The sequence below is a fragment of the Polaromonas sp. P1_F8 genome, assembly GCF_056405635.1.
Map to the genome: position 1 here is coordinate 1,642,726 of NZ_JBFUBS010000001.1, position 19,451 is coordinate 1,662,176.

Sequence of the window (19,451 nt, forward strand, 5' to 3'; positions counted from 1 at the left end):
ATCAGGCTTTTCTTGCGGCCGAGCGGCGAATGGCTTCGTTGATTTCAGCGATGGAGCGTTCAATGGTCGCTTCGTCAAGGTCGTCCACCACGGTATCCAGCACGCCGGCCTGGATGGTCGAGGCGAAAACGCCGTCCATGATGCTGTCGGTAGACACCCCCCGGGTGGATTCGAAGGCGTCAGGCGTTTCCCACTCCATGGCCAGCACGGTGACGTTGTCGCTGTGTTCTCCGCCGGTACGCAAGGCATTTTCGACCAGGTCGGGGACGGCATCGGAAACGCCTTTGCCGGCCAGCTGGCGGACAATTTCCTCGTCGCTCAGGCTGCCCCAGAGGCCGTCGGAGCAGAGCAGCAGCTTGTCGCCCTGCTGCAGGGTCACGGGCCCGGCAACGTCAAAAACAGGTTTTGTCGGAGAACCGAGGCAGGTGAACAGGATGTTGCGGTTGATGCGTTCGAGCTTGATGACGCCGGCGCTCTGCTGCTCCAGGTAGGAGTGGTCGCGGGTGCGTGTCAGCAGTTCGCCGTCTCGCACCACATACAGGCGTGAATCGCCGCAATGGACCCAAGTGGCCCCGGTGCCTTGCAAAATCGCCGCGACCAGCGTGGTGCGGGGCGTGTCGAGCATGCCTTTTTCGCTGGCGTAGCGAATGATCTGGTGGTGCGCCGCCATCAGCGCGGTGGAAAGAAATTCGGTGGTGTCTTCAATGACGGGACGCGCTTCTTTCTGGTACAGCGCGGAAATGGTCTGCAGCGCAAGCTGCGCCGCTACTTCGCCTTCAGGATGGCCTCCCATGCCGTCTGCCAGCACAAACAGGCCCGACTCTCGCGTGTAGCAATAGCCCATCCGGTCTTCGTTCTTCTCGCGCCCGCCTTTTCGGCTTACCTGAAAGACTGAGAATTTCATTTGAATTTAGTCGCGTAGCCAGTGGCCTTGCGCGCGGTTTTTTTCGTGTCAGACACCATGTTGTCAAACTGAAGGCGAACCTTTTCGCTGACGGTGAGTTTGGTGTAACGACGCTCACCTTCCCTGCTCAATTCTTTTTGTAATGCAAATACCGACTGCGGCCGTGACAAGGGGTCAAGGGACATGCACCACTCTACAACTTCAATCAGGTTGTCGGAATACACGCCTCGCAAACGGGACAGGGCAAGCGACAGACGATCTTTTTCAAGGCGCTGCGGCGCATCATTGGGGGGATAGCCCTGCATGGTGGCGTAAATGCAGGCGCCGATCGCGTAGATATCGGTCCAGGGACCCATGGAGGAGTCCCTGCGGTACATCTCGGGGGCAGCAAAGCCCGGGGTGTACATGGGGCGGATGAAGTTGCCTTCCTTGCTCAGCACCTCGCGGGCTGCGCCGAAGTCGATCATGACGGCACGGTTATCGTCGGTAATGAAGATGTTGGCGGGCTTGATGTCCAGGTGGAGCATCTTGTGCTGGTGCACGATGCGCAATCCCCGAAGGATTTCGTCGAAAAGCGAACGGATGGTCGACTCGCGGAAGACCTTCTGCTTTTTCAGCTCACGGGCCGTGATGATGAAATCCTGCAGGGTTCCGCCCTCCAGGTAGTTCATGACCATGTAAACGGTCTCGTTTTCACGGAAGAAATTCAGCACACTGACCACGGAGCCGTGTGAAATCTGGGCCAGCGAACGGCCTTCTTCGAAGAAACTTTTGAGTCCCAGCCGGTATAGCGAGAGCTTTTCGGCCTGGACCTGCGGAAGCAATTCCCCCGGGGCCCGGCCAGCCAGGGACGACGGCAGGTACTCCTTGATGGCGACCTGCTGGCCCTCGTTGTCGACGGCCAAGTAAACTACGCCAAAGCCACCGGCTGAAAGCTTTCGCACAACACGATAGCCACCAATCACGGTGTCGGGCGGCAATGGTGCGGGCTTGACCTTTGACATAATTTGGGATGAACCAGAATGACTTGGTCAGTCTGGGTCTTGTTCTCTCTCTAGTAAAGCGTATTTTTAAATGTCAGTTTACAGCATGACGGGTTATGCAGCCGTGCAATCGAGCATGGCGCAATCCGCCCCGGAAACTGAATCGGGCGCGGATGCCAGCTCCCGTCTGGGCGTCGAAATACGCTCCGTCAACAGCCGGTTTCTTGATTTGGCGTTTCGCCTGCCCGACGAATTGAGGCAGGCCGAGCCCGCATTGCGCGAATTGCTCACCGGCAAGCTCAAGCGCGGCAAGGTGGAAGTGCGGGTTTCGCTGGAAAGTACCTCGGCCAGCACCCTGCGCGCGCCATCTTCGGCCACCTTGCAACGGCTCGGGTCGCTGGAGGACAGTATCAAATCCTGGCTGCCGCAGGCACCCGCACTCAGCGTGGCAGATATTCTGCGGATCGCCACCAATGAGGACAAAAAACCACATGACTACAGCGATGAGCTGCTCAAGCTGGCCAAAAAAGCCTTGAAAGAGCTGATGGCGGCCCGCGAACGCGAAGGCGCCCGGCTGGCCGACATGCTGCTTGACCGCACGGGACAGCTGCGCGCGCTGGCAGCGCTGGCGGTACCCATGGTGCCCAAACTGGTTGAGCAGCAGAAAACCCGCTTCCTGGAACGCTGGAAAGAAGCCATGGCGCTGTCGGACGGCGCCACGCTGCCGGAAGTTGCACAGGACCGGGCGCTGACAGAGGCCACAGCCTTTGCCATCCGCATTGACGTCGCGGAAGAAATCACCCGCCTCTCTTCGCACCTGGATGAAATTGACCGCCTTCTGGCAAACGGCGGGGAACTGGGCAAGCGCCTGGATTTCCTGATCCAGGAGCTGCACCGCGAAGCCAATACACTGGGCTCCAAATCGGCGTCCCTCGAGCTGACACGCATTTCTGTCGACATGAAAGTGCTGATAGAGCAGATCCGTGAGCAGGTCCAGAACGTCGAATAGCCCCGCCCTAGCCTAAACACCGAAATCACCGCCCAGGACGCATGGACTACCCCGGAAACCTCTTTGTTGTAGCCGCCCCCAGCGGGGCCGGCAAATCCAGCCTGGTCAAGGCCCTTCTGGAACTGGATTCACGCATCCAGCCCGCGGTGTCGCACACCACACGCCCTCCACGCGGCCAGGAAAAGCACGGCAGGGAGTACTTTTTTCTCTCGCCCGAGGATTTTGACGGCATGGTGCTGCGTGACTCCTTCCTGGAATGGGCACATGTACACGGCCACCGCTACGGCACCTCGCGGCAGACCATTGAGGAGCGAATCGCCACCGGCGCCGACGTGATTCTGGAAATAGACTTTCAGGGTGCGATCAACATCAAACGGATTTTTGCCAATGCGGTGCTGATTTTCATACTCCCGCCAAGCTGGGAAGAGTTGCGCTCGCGCCTGCAGCGGCGTGGCGAAGACAGTGCCGAAGTCATCGAATTGCGGCTCAAAAACGCAGCCACCGAGATGGCCCAGGCCCGCGAATTCGACTTCGTTATAATTAACGAGTTATTTGAGCGGGCAGTTTTCGACCTGAAAACCATTGTGCATGCCCAAAGGCTCAAGTTTTCGGCCCAGCGGCGAGCCCGCGCCGAAACCTTCCAGGCCCTTCAAATTCCCTGATTTCACCCGCTTTCCCCGTTATCGATCACACCGGAGATCACCATGGCCCGCATTACCGTTGAAGACTGCCTCGAAAAAATCCCGAACCGCTTCCAGCTGGTTCTGGCTGCCACCTACCGTGCACGCATGCTCAGCCAGGGGCACGCCGCCAAGATTGAAAGCAAGAACAAGCCTGGCGTCACCGCTCTGCGCGAGATCGCAGAAGGCAAGATTGGCCTCGAAATGCTGAAAAAAGTGCCATCCTGAGTCAAATCTGGCACCGCAAAAAAGCACCGCAATGCGGTGCTTTTTTCATTTATGGCCTCATAAAGGCCATTTTTTTCATGATTTATTCATGCCGCGATACATTTAAGGCATGAGCGCCATGCTTTCGCCTGTTGTTTCCAGCAAGTCGACCCCCGCCGCCGCCAACGCAGCAGCGGCAAGCTTTGCTGCGCTCACGGCGAAACTCGACTACATGAGCGCTGCCGACATTGACAACGTCCGCCGCGCCTATCGCTTTGCCGATGAGGCCCATCTGGGCCAGCTGCGCAACAGCGGCGAACCCTATATCACCCACCCTATCGCCGTCGCACAACAATGCGCCGAGTGGAAGCTGGATGCACAGGCGCTCATGGCCGCCCTGCTGCATGACGCCATTGAAGACTGCGGCGTCACCAAGCCTGAACTGATCGAGCGTTTCGGCGCGCCGGTGGCTGAACTGGTGGACGGGCTGACCAAACTCGAAAAGCTGGAATTCAACACCCGGGAGGAAAACCAGGCTGAGTCTTTCCGCAAGATGCTGCTGGCCATGGCACGCGACGTGCGGGTCATCCTGATCAAGCTGGCTGACCGGACGCATAACATGCGCACGCTGGGCGATGTCCCGCGCGCCAAATGGACCCGAATCTCGCGCGAAACCCTGGACATTTACGCGCCCATCGCCCACCGCCTGGGCCTGAATACGACCTACCGGGAATTGCAGGACCTTTCCTTCCAGCACCTGCACCCCTGGCGCTACGCCACCTTGACCAAGGCGTTGCAGAAGGCCCGCGGCCGCCGGCGCGATGTGATCAAGCGGGTGCAGGGAGAGGTCGAATCGGCCTTTGTCAGCGCTCGCGTGCCGGTGTTGATCTCCGGGCGGGAAAAGACGCTGTATTCCATCTACCGCAAGATGGATGAAAAGCACCTTTCGTTTGCCCAGGTGACCGATCTCTATGGGTTTCGGGTGATCGTGAAAGACCTGACGGCCTGCTACACAGCCATGGGGGTGTTGCACCAGCTCTACAAACCCCTGCCCGGAAAGTTCAAGGACTACATCGCAATCCCGAAGATCAACGGTTACCAGTCACTGCACACCACACTGGTTGGCCCCTTCGGTACCAACATCGAGTTCCAGATGCGCACCGAAGCCATGCACGTGGTGGCGGAATCCGGGGTCGCGGCGCACTGGCTTTACAAGGCCACCGACCCAGACGGCGACGCTTCGCAGCGACTGGGGACACAGTGGCTGCAATCGCTGCTCGACATCCAGCAGGAAACACGCGATGCGGCCGAGTTCTGGGACCACGTCAAGATTGACCTGTTTCCCGAGGCGGTCTATGTGTTCACGCCGAAAAGCCAGATCATGGCCATGCCGCGTGGCGCGACCATCGTGGACTTTGCTTACGCCATTCACAGTGACGTGGGGCACCGCGCCGTGGCGGCCAAAGTCAACGGCGAACAGGTGCCGCTTCGGTCCGAGCTGCATAACGGCGACGTGATCGAAATCATCACGGCCTCGGTCTCCAGCCCCAACCCCGGCTGGCTGGGATTTGTACGCACGGGGAAAGCCCGCTCCAAAATACGCCACCACCTGAAAACCATGGCGCTGTCCGAGTCGCAAGACCTGGGCGAAAAAATGCTCGCACAGGCGCTGCGTGCCGAGGGCATCGAACGCGAGCGCCTCCCCGACGACGATGAAGCCCACCACGCCACTTGGGAAAAGATCCTGCGCTTTACCGGCAACCGGTCACGTGCCGATCTGCTGACCGATATCGGACTGGGCAAACGGATCGCCAGCATGGTGGCCAAACGCATCGTCACCCTGCTTGCCGAAACCGGTGAAAAACCCAATGCCCTGCTCATGAGCCGTGAGCGCTACACCGCCCATGAGTCAGTGTCGCAAGGTGCGCTGGTAATCGATGGAAGTGAAGGCGCCTCCGTGCAGTTTGCCCCCTGTTGCCGCCCGATTCCTGGCGACGGCATCGTGGGCTACCTGGGCCGCGGTGAAGGTCTGGTGATACATACTGATGACTGCGCTGTCGCCAAGCGACTGCAGCACCGTGACAGCGAGCGTTTTATCGCCGTGGACTGGTCCGACGAGCCTGTGCGGACGTTTGAAACAAACCTCCTGGTCACCGTCTCCAACGGAAAGGGGGTTTTGGCGCGTGTTGCCGCTGCATTGGCCAGCGCCGAAGCGGACATTACCCATGTCGACATGGGGCAAGAGCCTTCGCATGACGCCACGGACCTGCGCTTCGGCGTGGCAGTGCGCGACCGCATCCACCTGGCTTCCGCCTTGCGCAGCGTGAAACGCACACCCTCCGTGCTGCGGGTGCAACGCGCCAAGTCGTCCGGTTAATCTGCAGCCGATTTGTCCGGCGCCGGGTAGTTCACTTTCAGCACTTCAAGCGTCTGCACGCCTTGCGGGGTCACGAGACTCACCTCGTCGCCGACACGCGATTTAAGTAATGCCCTGGCGACGGGAGATATCCAGCTGATTTGCCCGAGGGCACTGTTGGCTTCATCAATGCCAAGAATGGTCACGACCCGCTCGACTCCTTCGCCGTCGGCATAGCTCACTGTCGCGCCGAAAAACACCTGGTCGCGACCGTGATGCACCGACGGGTTGCTGACTTCCGCAATTTCCAGTCGTTGCGTCAGAAACCGGATACGCCGGTCAATTTCCCGCAACCGCTTTTTGCCGTAGTGGTAGTCGCCGTTTTCGGAGCGGTCTCCATTGCTGGCAGCCCAATGAACGATTTCCACCATTTTGGGACGTTCGCTGTCGATCAGGTCCAGAAGTTCGCTGCGCAGATGCTCATAGCCCTGCGGCGTGATGTAGTTTTTTCCACCTGCAGGCAGGGGCGCGAGCGTCGGCTCGTCGTCCTCCGGCTCGCTTTCTTTAGTAAACGCTTTGTTCATGCTCCGGCCACCATAGCATTCATGGCTGCCGGCCGTGAATGTCTCTAAAAATCTTCCATTTTCAGCACGAGGGGATTTTCAGGCGTGTAGCTCACGCCCGCCACAACCAGATCAGCGGCCCGGGCGTGAATCATTTCAGCATCCTGTTCATACGCTTTCTTCAGGGAATCCGGCCCAGGCATGGCGCCGAAAAACTCCTCCATTGCCTCGCGCGAAATCCTGACGGGAATGGTGCTACCCGCGTACGACAAGCCAAAACTGAGCCACTCGCCGTGGTCCTCGACATTCAGTGATCCCATGTTTCTCCTCCGGAATTAGGCTTCCAGAATAGCGGAGCTCTTGTTGCACGTACAGCCCGTCCGGCGCCGCCCAGCCCCAGGAAAACCACTATCGCGCTGACAACGGTATGAAAAAGGCCCCTAAAAGCGGCCTCCGGAAAGAAAAATAGCCTAGAGGGATGAGCCTCTAAGCTATTGAAATCACTTAAGAAAGTGGTGCGGCTGGCAGGAATTGAACCCACGACCCCTTGGTTCGTAGCCAAGTACTCTATCCAACTGAGCTACAGCCGCTAAGCCTCAAATTATAGCTTATTTAAATGGTAGGGCGTGAGTGACTTGAACACTCGACCAAAGGATTATGAGTCCTCTGCTCTAACCAACTGAGCTAACGCCCCACTCAAGAGATCGATTGTAAGGGCCTACTTGCTGTGGCTCAGCGCGGTGCTCACCAGCTTGGAGGTGATGTCGACAATCTGGATCATTTTTTCGTAGGGCATACGCATGGGCCCTATCACGCCCAGGGTTCCCACGACCTGTCCGTCGACTTCATAAGGGGCCGTCACCACAGACAGTTCCTGATACGGAATCACCTGACTTTCGCCGCCGATGTAAATCCGGACTCCCTCGGCGCGGCTCGAAACATCGAGGAGCCGCATAAGTTGCGCCTTTTGCTCGAAGAGATCAAAGAGCTTGCGCAGGTTACCCATGTCACCGGAAAAGTCGCTGACGGCCAGCAGATTGCGTTCGCCGGAAATAACCACCTCGTCGCGCGACTCGATGGCCTCCGAGCTGACCTTGACCGCCGCCTGCATCAACGTGGCAATTTCACCGCGAAGGGCTTCCACCTCGTTCTTCAGGCGCTCTCGTACCTCTTCGATCGCCATGCCAGCGTAATGCGAATTGAGGAAATTGGCCGCCTCGACCAGTTGGGACTGCGTGTAGTCCGCTTCGGTGAAGATGACCCGGTTTTGCACATCGCCGTCGGGCGAGACGATGATCACCAGAAAACGTTTTTCGGACAGGCGCAGAAACTCAATATGGCGAAATACCGACGTCCGGCGTGGCGCCATGACGACGCCCACGAATTGCGACAGGCTCGACAGCATGTGTGCCGCATTGCTGAGCACTTTTTGAGGCTGATCAGGTGCCAGCCGCGGCGCACCGATATGGCCCGACGACGACAAGGAGTCGCGCTGGGTGGTCAACATCGTGTCGACAAAGAGCCGGTAACCCCGCGCTGTGGGAATGCGCCCTGCCGAGGTGTGCGGGCTGACAATCAGGCCAAGCTCCTCCAGGTCGCTCATCACATTGCGTATGGTGGCCGGAGACAGTTCAAGGCCGGAAGCTTTTGAGAGCGTACGCGAACCCACCGGCTGTCCATCGGCAATGTAGCGTTCAACCAGTGCTTTCAGCAGCAATCGGGCACGATCATCAAGCATGGTGCCATTCTACGAAGCTTCGGTTGCCATGTTGTGATGTAATTTGCCGATGAAGTCGCAATTTCGCCATGTCGCATTGATCGGCAAGTACCACGCACAGGGTTCCCGGTCAGCACTGGAGGAGATCGCGCACTTCCTGGGCACCCAGGGTTGCGAGGTGGCGATCGAACAGGACACCGCCAGCAACACCGGCCTGACCCGGTTCCCGACCCTTGACGCAGCTGGCATAGGTGCCCAGTGCGACCTCGCCCTCGTCGTGGGAGGCGACGGCACCATGCTGGGCATAGGCCGGCTACTGGCCCAATTCGGCATCCCCCTGGTGGGTATCAACCAGGGCAGGCTGGGGTTCATCACTGACATCGCCTTTGAGGACTACCAGAACACACTCATCCCCATGTTGGGTGGCGAGTATGAAGAAGATCGACGCTGGATGATGCAGGCAGAGGTCGTGCGTGACGGCAGGTGCGTCTTCAGCGCTACCGCCATGAACGACGTTGTGGTGAACCGCGGAGCGACCGCCGGCATGGTGGAACTCCGTGTGGAGGTGGATGGCCGCTTTGTAGCAAACCAGCGCGCAGATGGCCTGATCATCGCCTCGCCGACCGGCTCCACGGCCTATGCCCTTTCAGCGGGCGGGCCCTTGCTGCACCCATCGATTGCCGGCTGGGTGTTGGCGCCGATTGCACCGCATACCTTGTCCAACAGGCCCATTGTGCTGTCGGACTCGGGCGAAATTACCATTGAAATCGTCTCTGGCCGCGACGCCAGCGCCAACTTCGACATGCAGTCGCTGGCAAGTCTGTTGCATGGCGACCGCATCACCGTCAGGCGCTCCGAACACCAAATGCGTTTCCTGCACCCCAAAGGCTGGAGCTATTTCGACACGCTCCGGAGAAAGCTGCACTGGAACGAAGGCGTGGCCTGACCGGCCAGGATTCAAGTTATGAGCCTCAAAACCATATCGCTTCGCGACTTCGTCATCGTCCACAAGCTTGAGCTGGATTTGTCCGGCGGCTTCTCGGTGCTCACCGGTGAAACCGGTGCGGGCAAATCGATCCTGATTGATGCACTGCAGCTTGCTTTGGGCGCCCGAGCCGATGCCGGCGTGGTTCGCGAAGGCGCCGCACGCTGCGAAATCAGCGCAGAGTTTGACAGCCCCGCCGGCCTGGCCCCCTGGCTGGAACAAGCCGGCTTCGACAGCAGCGAAACCCTGCTGCTCAGGCGCACGATAGACGCGCAAGGTAAAAGCCGCGCCTGGATCAATGGCAGCGCGGCAACAGCCACCCAGCTCAAGGACATCGCCGACCAGCTGGTGGACATCCACGGCCAGCATGCGTGGCAAAGTCTGACCCGCCCCGACGCGGTACGCGGCTTGCTCGACTCCTATGCGGAAGTATCTACCGGCGAGTTGTCACGCCTCTGGCAACAATGGCGGCTCGCCCAGAAAACATTGAATGACGCACGCGAAGCACAAGACAGCCTGCAGCGCGAACGCGAGCGGCTGGCGTGGCAAATCGGCGAACTCGACAAGCTGGCACCCGGGGCCGCCGAATGGGACGAGCTGAATGCCCAGCATGGGCGGTTGTCCAACGCGCAGGCTCTGCGCGATGCCGTACAGGCCGCCGTCGACGTATTGCAGGAGTCCGACGAGAACGCCACTGCACTCCTGGGACGGGCCATTGCATCGTTGCAAGGCCAGGAACACATCGAACCCGAGTTCAAGAGCATCCTCGAAGTGTTAAATGGCGCTCTGGCCCAAATGGAAGATGCGGTGCATTCGCTCAACGGCTATGCACGGCATGCCGAGCTGGAACCCCAACGGCTGGCCGAACTCGACGAACGTCTTTCGCTGTGGGTCAGCCTGGCGCGGCGCTACAAACGCACTCCAGCCGAACTGCCTGAATTGCTGGCCTCCTGGCGGGCCGAGTTGCACAAGCTCGACGAAGCCACCGATCTGGTTCAATTGGAAAAAAACGAAAACCAGGCACGGTCAGCCTACCTGGATGAAGCCGGCCAGGTGTCGAAGGCGCGCGGCAAAGCTGCCCCAAAACTCGCCAAAGCCATTACCCAGGCCATGCAGGGCCTCGGCATGCAGGGCGGAAAATTCGACGTGGCGCTTAACAAACTTGAGCAACCAGCCCAGCACGGGCTGGAGCAAGCCGAGTTCCTGGTAGCGGGCCATGCCGGCAGCACGCCCCGCCCCGTGGGCAAGGTCGCTTCCGGCGGCGAGTTGTCGCGCATCGCGCTGGCCATCGCCGTCACCACCAGCCAGTTGGGGCAGGCACAAACGCTCATATTTGACGAGGTTGATTCTGGCGTGGGGGGAGCCGTGGCCGAAACCGTCGGGCGGCTGATGAAACAACTGGGTAAAGACCGGCAAGTTATGGCCGTCACCCACCTGCCTCAGGTAGCAGCCTGTGCCGACCAGCACCTTGTCGTTGCCAAGCGAGCCGAAAACGGCACCACCCTCAGTACCGTAGACCATGTGAATGGGGAACAGCGCGTGGCTGAAATCGCCCGCATGCTCGGCGGCGAGCGGCTTTCCGGTACTACGTTGGCCCATGCCAAGGAAATGCTGGGGCAGTGATGGCAGCACTGGAAATGGTTCTTATCACCGGTATGTCGGGCTCCGGAAAATCGGTTGCCCTGCATGCGCTGGAAGACGCCGGTTATTACTGCGTGGACAACCTTCCGCCGGAATTGCTGACGCCCTTCGTCGCACTGGAGCAGCAGCACGGCGCCCAAAAAGTTGCCATTGCCATGGACGTGCGAAGCGCAGTCTCGCTTCCCCTGGTGCCCCAGCAGCTGCGGCAGTTGCGCGCTTCCGGCGTAGCAGTGCAATCCCTCTTCCTGGATGCCAACACCGAGACCCTGGTGCGCCGCTTTTCCGAAACACGCAGGCTTCACCCTCTGTCGCGCATCGACGCCTCCGACCAGCACCGGGCGTTGGTAGACGCCATAGAGCTGGAGCGGGAGTTGCTGGGTGAGATGCGCGAGCAGGCCCACGTGCTCGACACCAGCATGATCCGCTCATCCCAGCTGCAAGGCTATGTGAAGTCGCTGATCTCCGCTCCCAGCACCCAGCTCACGCTGGTGTTCGAGTCCTTTGCCTTCAAGCGCGGCGTGCCGCTGGACGCGGATTACGTGTTTGACGTTCGCATGCTGCCCAACCCTCACTATGAGTCGGGCCTGCGCCACCTGACCGGGCTTGATGAGGCCGTGGCAAGCTATCTCAAGACCCATACGGAAGTGGGTGACATGTTCCGTCATATCGAGCAATTTCTCAGTCATTGGCTGCATGCGCTGGTACGTGACCACCGAAGTTATGTGACCGTGGCCATCGGCTGCACCGGGGGCCAACACCGATCCGTCTACCTTGTCGAGGAATTGGCCGCAGCTTTCGGCCAGCAATGGCGAACGCTGAAGCGGCACCGCGAGCTTGATGCCACTTGACCCCAAACAAAGCTGGCGCGGGGGCTTCATCCCCCGGGCACCGCGGTCAGCGGCCTAGGCGTCCCGTTCCAGCAGTTTGCGTATAGGCGCGGGCAGCCCCAGTGCAGGCCATTCGGCGGGGCCGAACCACGCACCGGGCCGTTCATCCGAAACCAGAGACCTGGGCATGGTTTGCCCGGCCCGAAAACCTGCGATCCACGGCGACAGGTGCAAGTCCTTGTGTGTCAGCACGTGGACAAAACCTGGCAGTGGATCGAGCCTTTCCCGCAAGGAAGCCGGCAAATCCGCAGCCAATGCCTCATCACTCTCAAAAACCGGCAGGCAGTAAAGCCCACCCCAGATTCCCCGGCTGGGGCGCTTTTCAAGCCAGACCGAACCATCCGGCTTCTGCGCCCACAACAGACTCAGCGCCTGCGCACTGCGCTTGAGCTTTCTTGTCTTCACGGGATACCTGCCGGGATCGCCGGCGGCAAAACCGCGGCACAGGTTTTGTACCGGGCATAACAGGCACTGGGGCTGGCGGCCCACGCAAATCGTGGCACCCAGATCCATCAGTCCCTGCGTATAGCGCGGCATGGTTTCGGGCAGGTCCTGCTCAGGCAGCAGCTCTGCAGCCGTGTCCCATAGCGCACGCTCATTGGCACTTTGGGCCAGATCGGCGGAAAAACCCAGCACCCGCGTGAGCACCCGTTTGACGTTGCCATCCAGAATCGCAACACGTTCACCAAAACAAAACGAGGCGATGGCCGCGGCGGTTGAACGGCCTATGCCTGGCAGGGTCTGGAGCTGCTCGGCTGTCTCCGGGAATTGCCCGGCATGCAATGCCACGACATCCTGAGCGCAGCGGTGCAGATTGCGCGCACGGCTGTAATATCCCAGCCCGCTCCATAGCCCCAGCACATCGTCTTCGGAAGCCGCAGCCAACTCCTTCACCGTCGGGAAGCGCGAAAGGAATCGCGCGTAATAATCCAGAACCGTTGCGACCTGAGTCTGCTGCAACATGATTTCAGACAGCCACACGCGGTAAGGATCACGTGTGTTCTGCCATGGAAGGCTGTTGCGTCCGTGCGAAGCCTGCCAGCGCACAATTTCCCCGGAAAATCCGGGCAACTGGCATGAGGCCGTTTGCTTCACTGCAACCGCTTTCCGCCCCGAAGGGGTCTTGGTGGGTCGCGACCGCGTCAACGCTCAGGCAGCCTCGGGCACCGCGGCATTTTCCGCAGTAGCGGCACCATCCGGCGTCCTGGCCTGCGCCGAAGAGCCCATCAGATGGGAAGTCAGCTCCGTGAGCTTGTTGTCCAGCTCATCGAGTACGCGCTCCTGGATATCGATTTCAGCGATCCGTTCATCCAGACCAGACGCCGCTTGCTGGATGCGCTCGATAGCTTCAAGCCTGCGGCCGAAATTGCGCCGCCGCTCGCGCAACTGCGCATCAAGCTGCGATGCCGCTGACTTGTTCCAGAGCTCCACTTCGCCAAGGGCGGATTCGTAGACCACCCGCAGGCGCGTGGCGAGGGCACGTACCAGCCGCTCGGAAAATTCCGGCTGGGAAAGTTTCAGAACATTGCCCACACCAAGATATTGCAAATGGCTGCGCTCAATTTGCTCCAGGTCGTGTTCATAGCGGATCAGCTCCGGCTCTTTTGGCGCCTGCAGCGAAAAACTGAACTCGGCATTGAGCTGGCGAAAGGAGGCAGTCAACATGGACTGGATTTCACTGCTCATGATCTGCGACTTCTGCAGTCCCTCGCGAAGGCGGGAAAAAGTCTGGCCATAAGCCTTCTTGACACCCAGCTTGATGCCCGGCTGCTTTAGCGCATGCGTCAGCTCGGCCAGTTCAGCCTTGAGCGTCGGAGTGCTGAGCAGATTGAATACGTCACGGAGCAATTTGAGGTGGACAGAACGTACCGCGTGAATTTTCGAGCCGCTGGTGTCGAACTCAGCCTGCTCCTGCTCGATGCGGCTGCGCATGTGCTTGATGACCGAGACGTTCTTTCCTCTCAGGCCACGCAACTCAATCATCTGTTCGGCCAGATCGCGCCGGCGGATGTGCATGGCCCGCCCCGCTTCGGTCCGGAGTTCGCTGATACCACCCGACACCGCTGTGCGCAGGATTTTTTGGCGCTGCCCCATCACGCCCTGCCCCAGCGCCAGCTCGAGGGCAGGCAGGTGGCTGGCCTCCAGCAAGGCTTTGTCTCGCGTGACCTTGGCCACCAGCCCTTTTTGGGCCGATACGGGAATGACCTGGGATTCAGGCAGGCCCAGGATTTCGGCAGATGTTGCACGCTGCTTGTCGATCTGCGCCTGTACTTGTTCGGGCGTGCTTAACGCGTCCCAAAGGGTGTCGATCTTGTTGAGCACCACCAGGCGTGCATCGGTGCCATCACCGTCGGTGATCAAATGCTCGCGCCAGATGGCCAGGTCGGACTTGGTGACACCGGTATCGGCCGCCAGGATGAACACCACAGCATGGGCCTGGGGGATCAGGCTCACCGTCAATTCGGGTTCTGCGCCGATGGCATTAAGCCCCGGCGTATCCAGGATGACCAGGCCCTGTTTGAGAAGCGGATGCGCGATATTGATCAGCGCGTGGCGCCACTTGGGCACCTCTATCAGGCCGTCAGCGCCTACACGCGGGTTGTCTTCCGGGCTGCTGTCATGCCAGAAACCAAGAGAGCGGGCTTCGTCCTGGGTGACATGGCGGACTTCGGCCACTTTTTCGAGCGCCTGCGCCAGTTGCGCCGGGTCATTCACGTCGAGGTCGATCCGTGTCCATTTTTCAGGTACCGCGCGCCACTCCATGAGGGCTTGCTTCTGCAGGCGCGTTTCGATGGGAAGCAGGCGCAGGCAGGGGGGCACATCCGCGTCGTAGCCCAGCTCGGTCGGGCACATGGTGGTACGGCCAGCGCTTGCCGGCATGATGCGGCGGCCATAACCGGCAAAAAAGATTGCATTGATCAGCTCGGACTTGCCGCGCGAGAATTCGGCCACAAAGGCGACCATGACCTTGTCGGAACGTACCTGTGACTCGAGCCGCTGCAGGCGCTCCTCAACCGCTGCATCCAGCAGGTCATGGTCCTTCATCCACTCTGCAAGCAGTTTCAGGCGTAATGCAAATTCGCGCCGCCACGTGCCGTGCTGGTCAAATTGTTCGTTAAAAGACATCGGTCTACCGTAAAGTGTGTCGGTCAATATAGCATCGCCAACCCGAAAGAACCATTGGCGCGTCTACGGACTCAAGGTTTCTGGCAATTCGGACAGTAAAAAGTGGACCTTTGCCCTTGCCTGAGGGTCTTCACCGGTGAGCTACACACCCGGCAGGGCAAGCCAGCGCGGTCATAAACCATGGCTTCGAGCTGGAAATAGCCCGATTCACCCTGCGCATTCGAGAAGTCCCTCAGGGTGCTCCCCCCCTTTGTAACAGCTTGGGCCAGTACCTGGCGGATCGCCCCATGGAGCAGGGCCGCGCGGGGCTTGCTGATCCGGTTTGCCCGGGTGGTCGGCCGGATTCCGGCCAGGAACAGGGCTTCCGACGCATAAATATTGCCGACACCGACCACGGCCTCACCGCCCAGCAATACCTGCTTGATCGCCGTTTGCCGCAGTTTTAGCGCCTGGTGAAAGCTTTCCGCGTCAAAAGCGTCAGTCAGCGGCTCAACGCCGAGCCGGCCAAGCAGCTTTTGGGCGGCAGGCGCACCTTCATCGCTGGCATACACCACAGCCCCGAACCGGCGCGGGTCGTTCAAACGTAAAGTGCCCTGGCTGGTGGCCATTTCAAAGTGGTCGTGCTTGCCCAAGGCGGGGAAACCGTCGCCAAAAGCCACACTGCCGGACATTCCGAGGTGGATCAGCAGCAGCCCGTTGCTCAGGTCCACCAAAAGGTATTTGCCGCGGCGGCGAACCGCCAGCACCTTCTGGCCGGCAAGCTTGTGCGGCGCGCAGCCCAGCGGCCAGCGCAGGGGCTTGCCCATCTGGACGCGCTCAATGACGGCGCCGGCGATACGGTCCGCAAAGCTCAACCGGGTGACTTCAACTTCTGGCAGCTCAGGCATGGTTTTGTAAATAAGGGTGCGGCTGCATGGCGCAAGAAGACAGCGGTGGGCCAGCCGAAGATTCAGGGCCGCGGCGTAAAGCGGCAGCGCAGCCGGGAAGCTTCAATTATCATGGTTCGATGAAGAAAAAAATTGGCCTTGCCATCAGCGGCCTGTGGCTGGCTGTTCCCCTGGTCCTGGCGCAGACCGAAGAACCGCTCCTGGCTGCGCCCTCAACGCTTGTCGAGGCCAAAGCCGCACAGGAAGCGACTCCATCATCGCAGCTGGATAGCGCCCTTTTTTACCAGCTGCTGGTGGGTGAAATGACCCTGCAGGAGGGCGAGCCCGCCGCAGGATTTGCGCTCATGCTGGACGCCGCCCGCAAAACCGGCGATGCGCAGCTCTACCAGCGCGCCACGGACATCGCACTGCAGTCGCGCTCTGGCGATGCCGCACTGCAGGCAGCCCAGGCCTGGAAGGCAGAGCAGCCCGCCTCGCGCGAGGCAAACCGTTATGTCCTGCAGATTCTGGTGGCATTGAACCGGATTGCCGACACGACCGAACCGCTGCAAACCGAAATCCGGCTTGCTCCGGAAATGGAACGCGCTGCGGCATTGACTGCGGTACCTCGGATTTACGCGCGTGTGCCCGACAAAAAGCTGGCCAGCACGGTGACCGAAGAAGCGTTGGCCACCTACCTGAACAGTCCCGCCACCGCCAGTGCAGCCTGGACCACGGTGGGGCGCATGCGGCTGGCCGCCGGCGACAGCAACGGCGCGCTTGCGGCAGCCAGGCGCGCACAGGCTGCAGGCCCGCTCTCCGAAGGCCCGGCCCTGGTCGGGCTGGAACTGATGGACCCGAAACAGCCTGAAGCAGAAAATCTGGTCCGCAAATACTTTGAAGGCAACGCCAAAGCCCTGCCCGAAGTGCGGATGGCCTATGCCCGCGCGCTGCTGGATGCCCAGCGCTACGCCGAAGCCGCCGCCCAGCTGCAAGTGGTGACCCGCGAAAAACCCGAGCTTCCCGAAGGCTGGCTGGTACTGGGCTCCCTGCAATTGCAGGACAACCAGCTGGCACAGGCACAAACCTCGCTGGAGCGCTACGTCACCCTCGCCCAGCAGCAAACAGCCGAAGGCGAGCGCAACCGCGGCCTGGCCCAGGCCTACCTCTCGCTGTCCCAACTGGCCGAAAAACGCAAGGACTATGCGGCGGCAGAAAGCTGGCTGGCCAGGATTGAAAATTCCGCTGACCTGACCCAGGCCCAAACCCGGCGCGCCTCTATCCTGGCCAGCCAGGGCAAACTGGAAGAAGGACGCCAGCTGATCCGCAAGCTCCCCGAACGCAACGCTGCAGACGCAAGGCTGAAATTGAACGCGGAAGTAGGCCTGCTCCGTGAGTTCAAGCAGTACCAGCTGGCCCATGATGTGCTGGCGCAAGCCCTGGCCAGGAACCCCGACGAAACCGAACTGCTGTACGACCAGGCCATGATGGCTGAAAAGCTGGGTTCGATGGATGAAATGGAACGTCTGCTGCGGCGTGTCATCCAGCTCAAGCCCGACTACCACCACGCCTACAACGCCCTGGGCTATTCATTTGCGGATCGCAGCGTGCGCCTGCCGGAAGCGCGTGATCTGATTCGCAAAGCGCTTGAATATGCGCCCTCCGATCCATTCATCAAGGACAGCCTGGGCTGGGTCGAATTCCGCATGGGTAACACTTCGGAGGCCATCAAGATCTTTGAAGCTGCTTACAAAGCCAAACCCGACGCCGAAATCGCGGCCCACTTCGGCGAAGTGCTCTGGACCACAGGCCAGCGTGACCGCGCCGTGGCCATCTGGAAAGAAGGCCGGCTGCTGAGTCCGGAAAACGAGACCCTGCTAGAGACGCTCAAGCGCCTGCGCGTGAAGCTGTGACGGGAATACATATCCTGCCGCCTGCACTGCGTGTGTACCTGGCCCGTCTGGGCCTGGCGTGCGCCTGTGCTATTGCTCCTTTTTTAATAGCTGGTTGCGCCCAGCCACAAAGGCTTGCTGGCACAAATGATTCAAAAAATGAGCTTCGGACAGGCCGTATCAGCCTGCAGGTCCAAAGCGAACCTGTGCAGTCTTTTTCGGCGAGCTTCGAGCTCAAGGGCCAACCCGAGCGCGGCGAACTCTCGCTGATCAGTCCTTTGGGCAGCGTGCTGGGTGTGCTCCGCTGGTCGCCCGGTGAAGCCGTACTCGACTCAGGCAATGGCAAGATCCAGCGATTTTCTTCGGTGGATGAGCTGATGGCCCAGGCGACAGGTGCGGCCGTCCCGGTGACCGCGCTCTTTGCCTGGCTGCAGGGCGACAATGCCAGCGTCAGCGGCTGGTCGGCAGACCTTTCCCGTTACGCCGAAGGCCGCATCACGGCCAGGCGGGTGCAGCCAGCGCCCCCAGCCGACCTGCGTGTGGTCCTTGACCAATAATTCCGGGGTGAATGCCCCGGCTTCGCCGCAAGGCCTCCCGTACTTTCACGCTCCCGGTTCCTGTTATTGCCTTGGCGACACCAGTTCATGACGACCCATACCGCCCCCGTCCCACACGCCGCGCAGCCGCTCAAAACCCTGTATGACGTGCCGGCGCCCGCCAAGCTGAACCTTTTCCTGCACATCACCGGGCGCAGGCCCGACGGCTATCACCTGCTGCAATCCGCGTTCATGCTGATCGACTGGTGCGACACCCTGCACTTTGAACTGCGCGCCGATGGCCAGATCACCCGGGAAGACCTTCGCCAACTCAACGAGGGCAACCCCGGCGAATCCCGAGCCCTGCCCGCCGAGGACTTGTGTGTACAGGCAGCCAAGGCGCTGCAGGCGGCTTGCGGCACATCTTTGGGCGTTCACATCGGCCTGCAAAAAAGCGTCCCTTCAGAAGCCGGCATGGGTGGGGGTTCATCCGACGCAGCCAGCTGCCTGCTGGCGCTGCAGCGGCTTTGGGGTGTGCGCCTGCCGACCCCAACACTGCAAGCCATCGCCCTGTCGCTGGGCGCCGATGTCCCCTTTTTCCTGTCCGGTGGCCACGCCTGGGTGGAAGGCATTGGTGAAAAAATCACGCCGCTGGCCTTGCCGCCAGCCCGTTTTGTGGTGGTTAAGCCCCCTGCCGGTGTCTCCACACCGGGAATTTTCGGTGCGCCGGGGCTCAAACGCGACACAGAAACTGCTACAATCCAAGGCTTTGCTGCAAATGCTGAAGGCCCTTTGAGATCGGTTGATTTCGGATTCGGCCGCAACGACTTGCAGCCGGTAGCGCAGGAGATGTGCCCGCAGATTGGCCAGTCGATCGACTGGCTGAAAACGAAACATCTTCAAGGGCGCATGACCGGCTCCGGAAGTGCTGTATTTGCGCAACTGCCGCATGGCACGGATTTGACGGATCTTTCAGGTTTGCCTGATGACTGGATAGTCCGGGTATGCAGCAATTTGGAGGTGCATCCTCTGGCCGGTTGGTAAAATAACCGCTCTTTGAAGTGCGCTTTCAAGCGACCATAAATGAAAAAGTTTATAG

At 60.3% G+C, this 19,451-nt stretch carries 18 protein-coding genes and 2 tRNA genes; 10 read left to right on the forward strand and 10 right to left on the reverse strand.

Going from position 1 to position 19,451, the window contains the following annotated elements:
- Window position 1 precedes the first annotated feature (1 nt).
- A complete protein-coding gene (locus AC1D1J_RS07795; RefSeq protein WP_457282179.1) occupies window positions 2-904 on the reverse strand; it encodes a PP2C family protein-serine/threonine phosphatase in 903 nt (300 codons plus the stop codon).
- Window positions 901-1,908: a serine/threonine protein kinase gene (locus AC1D1J_RS07800; protein ID WP_457282180.1), complete on the reverse strand. Its 1,008-nt coding sequence runs from the start codon at window positions 1,906-1,908 to the stop codon at window positions 901-903. Before AC1D1J_RS07800 ends, AC1D1J_RS07795 begins: the two co-directional genes overlap by 4 nt.
- A gap of 70 nt (window positions 1,909-1,978) precedes the next feature.
- Here AC1D1J_RS07800 and AC1D1J_RS07805 point away from each other — a divergent pair, with 70 nt between their 5' ends.
- From AC1D1J_RS07805 to AC1D1J_RS07820, 4 genes are all read left to right on the forward strand, one after another.
- Entirely contained in the window at window positions 1,979-2,896 is a 918-nt protein-coding gene (locus AC1D1J_RS07805) for a YicC/YloC family endoribonuclease (RefSeq protein ID WP_457282181.1), read from the forward strand.
- Between the two features lie 41 nt (window positions 2,897-2,937).
- Window positions 2,938-3,558, forward strand: coding sequence for a guanylate kinase (gmk, locus tag AC1D1J_RS07810; RefSeq protein ID WP_477651217.1), 621 nt, complete (start codon window positions 2,938-2,940; stop codon window positions 3,556-3,558).
- 42 nt (window positions 3,559-3,600) lie between these two features.
- Window positions 3,601-3,804, forward strand: coding sequence for a DNA-directed RNA polymerase subunit omega (gene rpoZ, locus AC1D1J_RS07815; RefSeq protein WP_011482283.1), 204 nt, complete (start codon window positions 3,601-3,603; stop codon window positions 3,802-3,804).
- Between the two features lie 109 nt (window positions 3,805-3,913).
- On the forward strand, window positions 3,914-6,160 hold the full coding sequence (locus AC1D1J_RS07820; protein ID WP_477688572.1) for a RelA/SpoT family protein: 2,247 nt from the start codon (window positions 3,914-3,916) through the stop codon (window positions 6,158-6,160).
- Here AC1D1J_RS07820 and greB read toward each other — a convergent pair.
- From greB to hrcA, 5 genes are all read right to left on the reverse strand, one after another.
- Window positions 6,157-6,723: a transcription elongation factor GreB gene (gene greB / locus AC1D1J_RS07825; protein WP_477694350.1), complete on the reverse strand. Its 567-nt coding sequence runs from the start codon at window positions 6,721-6,723 to the stop codon at window positions 6,157-6,159. The two genes, AC1D1J_RS07820 and greB, sit on opposite strands and share 4 nt — an antisense overlap.
- Window positions 6,724-6,767: 44 nt before the next feature.
- Window positions 6,768-7,022, reverse strand: coding sequence for a hypothetical protein (locus AC1D1J_RS07830; protein ID WP_477688570.1), 255 nt, complete (start codon window positions 7,020-7,022; stop codon window positions 6,768-6,770).
- A 193-nt stretch (window positions 7,023-7,215) separates the two neighbouring features.
- Window positions 7,216-7,292, reverse strand: a tRNA-Arg gene (locus AC1D1J_RS07835).
- Window positions 7,293-7,319: 27 nt separating this feature from the next.
- Window positions 7,320-7,396: transfer RNA gene (locus tag AC1D1J_RS07840), tRNA-Ile, on the reverse strand.
- Between the two features lie 24 nt (window positions 7,397-7,420).
- Window positions 7,421-8,440: a heat-inducible transcriptional repressor HrcA gene (gene hrcA / locus AC1D1J_RS07845; protein WP_477649605.1), complete on the reverse strand. Its 1,020-nt coding sequence runs from the start codon at window positions 8,438-8,440 to the stop codon at window positions 7,421-7,423.
- 49 nt (window positions 8,441-8,489) lie between these two features.
- Between hrcA and AC1D1J_RS07850 the strand changes: the two genes are divergently transcribed.
- From AC1D1J_RS07850 to rapZ, 3 genes are read left to right on the forward strand one after another with little or no spacing between them, the layout of a single operon-like run.
- Window positions 8,490-9,365, forward strand: coding sequence for an NAD kinase (locus tag AC1D1J_RS07850; RefSeq protein WP_477687383.1), 876 nt, complete (start codon window positions 8,490-8,492; stop codon window positions 9,363-9,365).
- An 18-nt stretch (window positions 9,366-9,383) separates the two neighbouring features.
- Window positions 9,384-11,027, forward strand: a complete 1,644-nt coding sequence (gene recN / locus AC1D1J_RS07855) for a DNA repair protein RecN (RefSeq protein WP_477694351.1) — start codon at window positions 9,384-9,386, stop codon at window positions 11,025-11,027.
- Complete coding sequence (gene rapZ, locus AC1D1J_RS07860; protein WP_477687381.1) at window positions 11,027-11,893, forward strand: RNase adapter RapZ; 867 nt, start codon at window positions 11,027-11,029, stop codon at window positions 11,891-11,893. The genes recN and rapZ overlap by 1 nt, the downstream gene beginning before the upstream one ends.
- A gap of 54 nt (window positions 11,894-11,947) precedes the next feature.
- On the opposite strand, the gene mutY is transcribed toward rapZ, so the two are convergent.
- The 3 genes from mutY to mutM form a co-directional block, all read right to left on the reverse strand.
- Complete coding sequence (mutY, locus tag AC1D1J_RS07865; protein WP_477694352.1) at window positions 11,948-13,027, reverse strand: A/G-specific adenine glycosylase; 1,080 nt, start codon at window positions 13,025-13,027, stop codon at window positions 11,948-11,950.
- Window positions 13,028-13,081: 54 nt separating this feature from the next.
- Window positions 13,082-15,058 carry a dynamin family protein gene (locus AC1D1J_RS07870; RefSeq protein ID WP_477687379.1) on the reverse strand — a complete coding sequence of 659 codons (1,977 nt, stop codon included), beginning with the start codon at window positions 15,056-15,058 and terminating at the stop codon, window positions 13,082-13,084.
- A gap of 71 nt (window positions 15,059-15,129) precedes the next feature.
- Window positions 15,130-15,945 (reverse strand): bifunctional DNA-formamidopyrimidine glycosylase/DNA-(apurinic or apyrimidinic site) lyase, encoded by an 816-nt coding sequence (mutM, locus tag AC1D1J_RS07875; protein ID WP_477694353.1) that lies wholly within the window; start codon window positions 15,943-15,945, stop codon window positions 15,130-15,132.
- Between the two features lie 119 nt (window positions 15,946-16,064).
- On the opposite strand from mutM, the gene AC1D1J_RS07880 reads away from it, so the two are divergent.
- The 3 genes from AC1D1J_RS07880 to ispE all read left to right on the forward strand — a co-directional run bounded on the left by AC1D1J_RS07880 (window position 16,065) and on the right by ispE (window position 19,396).
- The gene (locus AC1D1J_RS07880) at window positions 16,065-17,837 is read left to right on the forward strand and encodes a tetratricopeptide repeat protein (protein ID WP_477687377.1); all 1,773 of its coding nucleotides are present in this window, start codon (window positions 16,065-16,067) and stop codon (window positions 17,835-17,837) included.
- Between the two features lie 32 nt (window positions 17,838-17,869).
- On the forward strand, window positions 17,870-18,373 hold the full coding sequence (locus AC1D1J_RS07885) for an outer membrane lipoprotein LolB (RefSeq protein ID WP_477694492.1): 504 nt from the start codon (window positions 17,870-17,872) through the stop codon (window positions 18,371-18,373).
- Window positions 18,374-18,460: 87 nt separating this feature from the next.
- Window positions 18,461-19,396 (forward strand): 4-(cytidine 5'-diphospho)-2-C-methyl-D-erythritol kinase, encoded by a 936-nt coding sequence (ispE, locus tag AC1D1J_RS07890; RefSeq protein ID WP_477694354.1) that lies wholly within the window; start codon window positions 18,461-18,463, stop codon window positions 19,394-19,396.
- The last annotated feature ends 55 nt before the right edge of the window (window positions 19,397-19,451 follow it).

Excerpts from the sequence above, each read along its gene's own strand:
- AC1D1J_RS07795 (WP_457282179.1), bottom strand. The coding sequence starts at position 904 with ATGAAATTCTCAGTCTTTCAGGTAAGCCGAAAAGGCGGGCGCGAGAAG.
- AC1D1J_RS07800 (WP_457282180.1), bottom strand. The coding sequence starts at position 1,908 with ATGTCAAAGGTCAAGCCCGCACCATTGCCGCCCGACACCGTGATTGGT.
- AC1D1J_RS07805 (WP_457282181.1), top strand. The coding sequence starts at position 1,979 with ATGTCAGTTTACAGCATGACGGGTTATGCAGCCGTGCAATCGAGCATG.
- gmk (WP_477651217.1), top strand. The coding sequence starts at position 2,938 with ATGGACTACCCCGGAAACCTCTTTGTTGTAGCCGCCCCCAGCGGGGCC.
- rpoZ (WP_011482283.1), top strand. The coding sequence starts at position 3,601 with ATGGCCCGCATTACCGTTGAAGACTGCCTCGAAAAAATCCCGAACCGC.
- AC1D1J_RS07820 (WP_477688572.1), top strand. The coding sequence starts at position 3,914 with ATGAGCGCCATGCTTTCGCCTGTTGTTTCCAGCAAGTCGACCCCCGCC.
- greB (WP_477694350.1), bottom strand. The coding sequence starts at position 6,723 with ATGAACAAAGCGTTTACTAAAGAAAGCGAGCCGGAGGACGACGAGCCG.
- AC1D1J_RS07830 (WP_477688570.1), bottom strand. The coding sequence starts at position 7,022 with ATGGGATCACTGAATGTCGAGGACCACGGCGAGTGGCTCAGTTTTGGC.
- hrcA (WP_477649605.1), bottom strand. The coding sequence starts at position 8,440 with ATGCTTGATGATCGTGCCCGATTGCTGCTGAAAGCACTGGTTGAACGC.
- AC1D1J_RS07850 (WP_477687383.1), top strand. The coding sequence starts at position 8,490 with ATGAAGTCGCAATTTCGCCATGTCGCATTGATCGGCAAGTACCACGCA.
- recN (WP_477694351.1), top strand. The coding sequence starts at position 9,384 with ATGAGCCTCAAAACCATATCGCTTCGCGACTTCGTCATCGTCCACAAG.
- rapZ (WP_477687381.1), top strand. The coding sequence starts at position 11,027 with ATGGCAGCACTGGAAATGGTTCTTATCACCGGTATGTCGGGCTCCGGA.
- AC1D1J_RS07870 (WP_477687379.1), bottom strand. The coding sequence starts at position 15,058 with ATGTCTTTTAACGAACAATTTGACCAGCACGGCACGTGGCGGCGCGAA.
- mutM (WP_477694353.1), bottom strand. The coding sequence starts at position 15,945 with ATGCCTGAGCTGCCAGAAGTTGAAGTCACCCGGTTGAGCTTTGCGGAC.
- AC1D1J_RS07880 (WP_477687377.1), top strand. The coding sequence starts at position 16,065 with ATGAAGAAAAAAATTGGCCTTGCCATCAGCGGCCTGTGGCTGGCTGTT.
- ispE (WP_477694354.1), top strand. The coding sequence starts at position 18,461 with ATGACGACCCATACCGCCCCCGTCCCACACGCCGCGCAGCCGCTCAAA.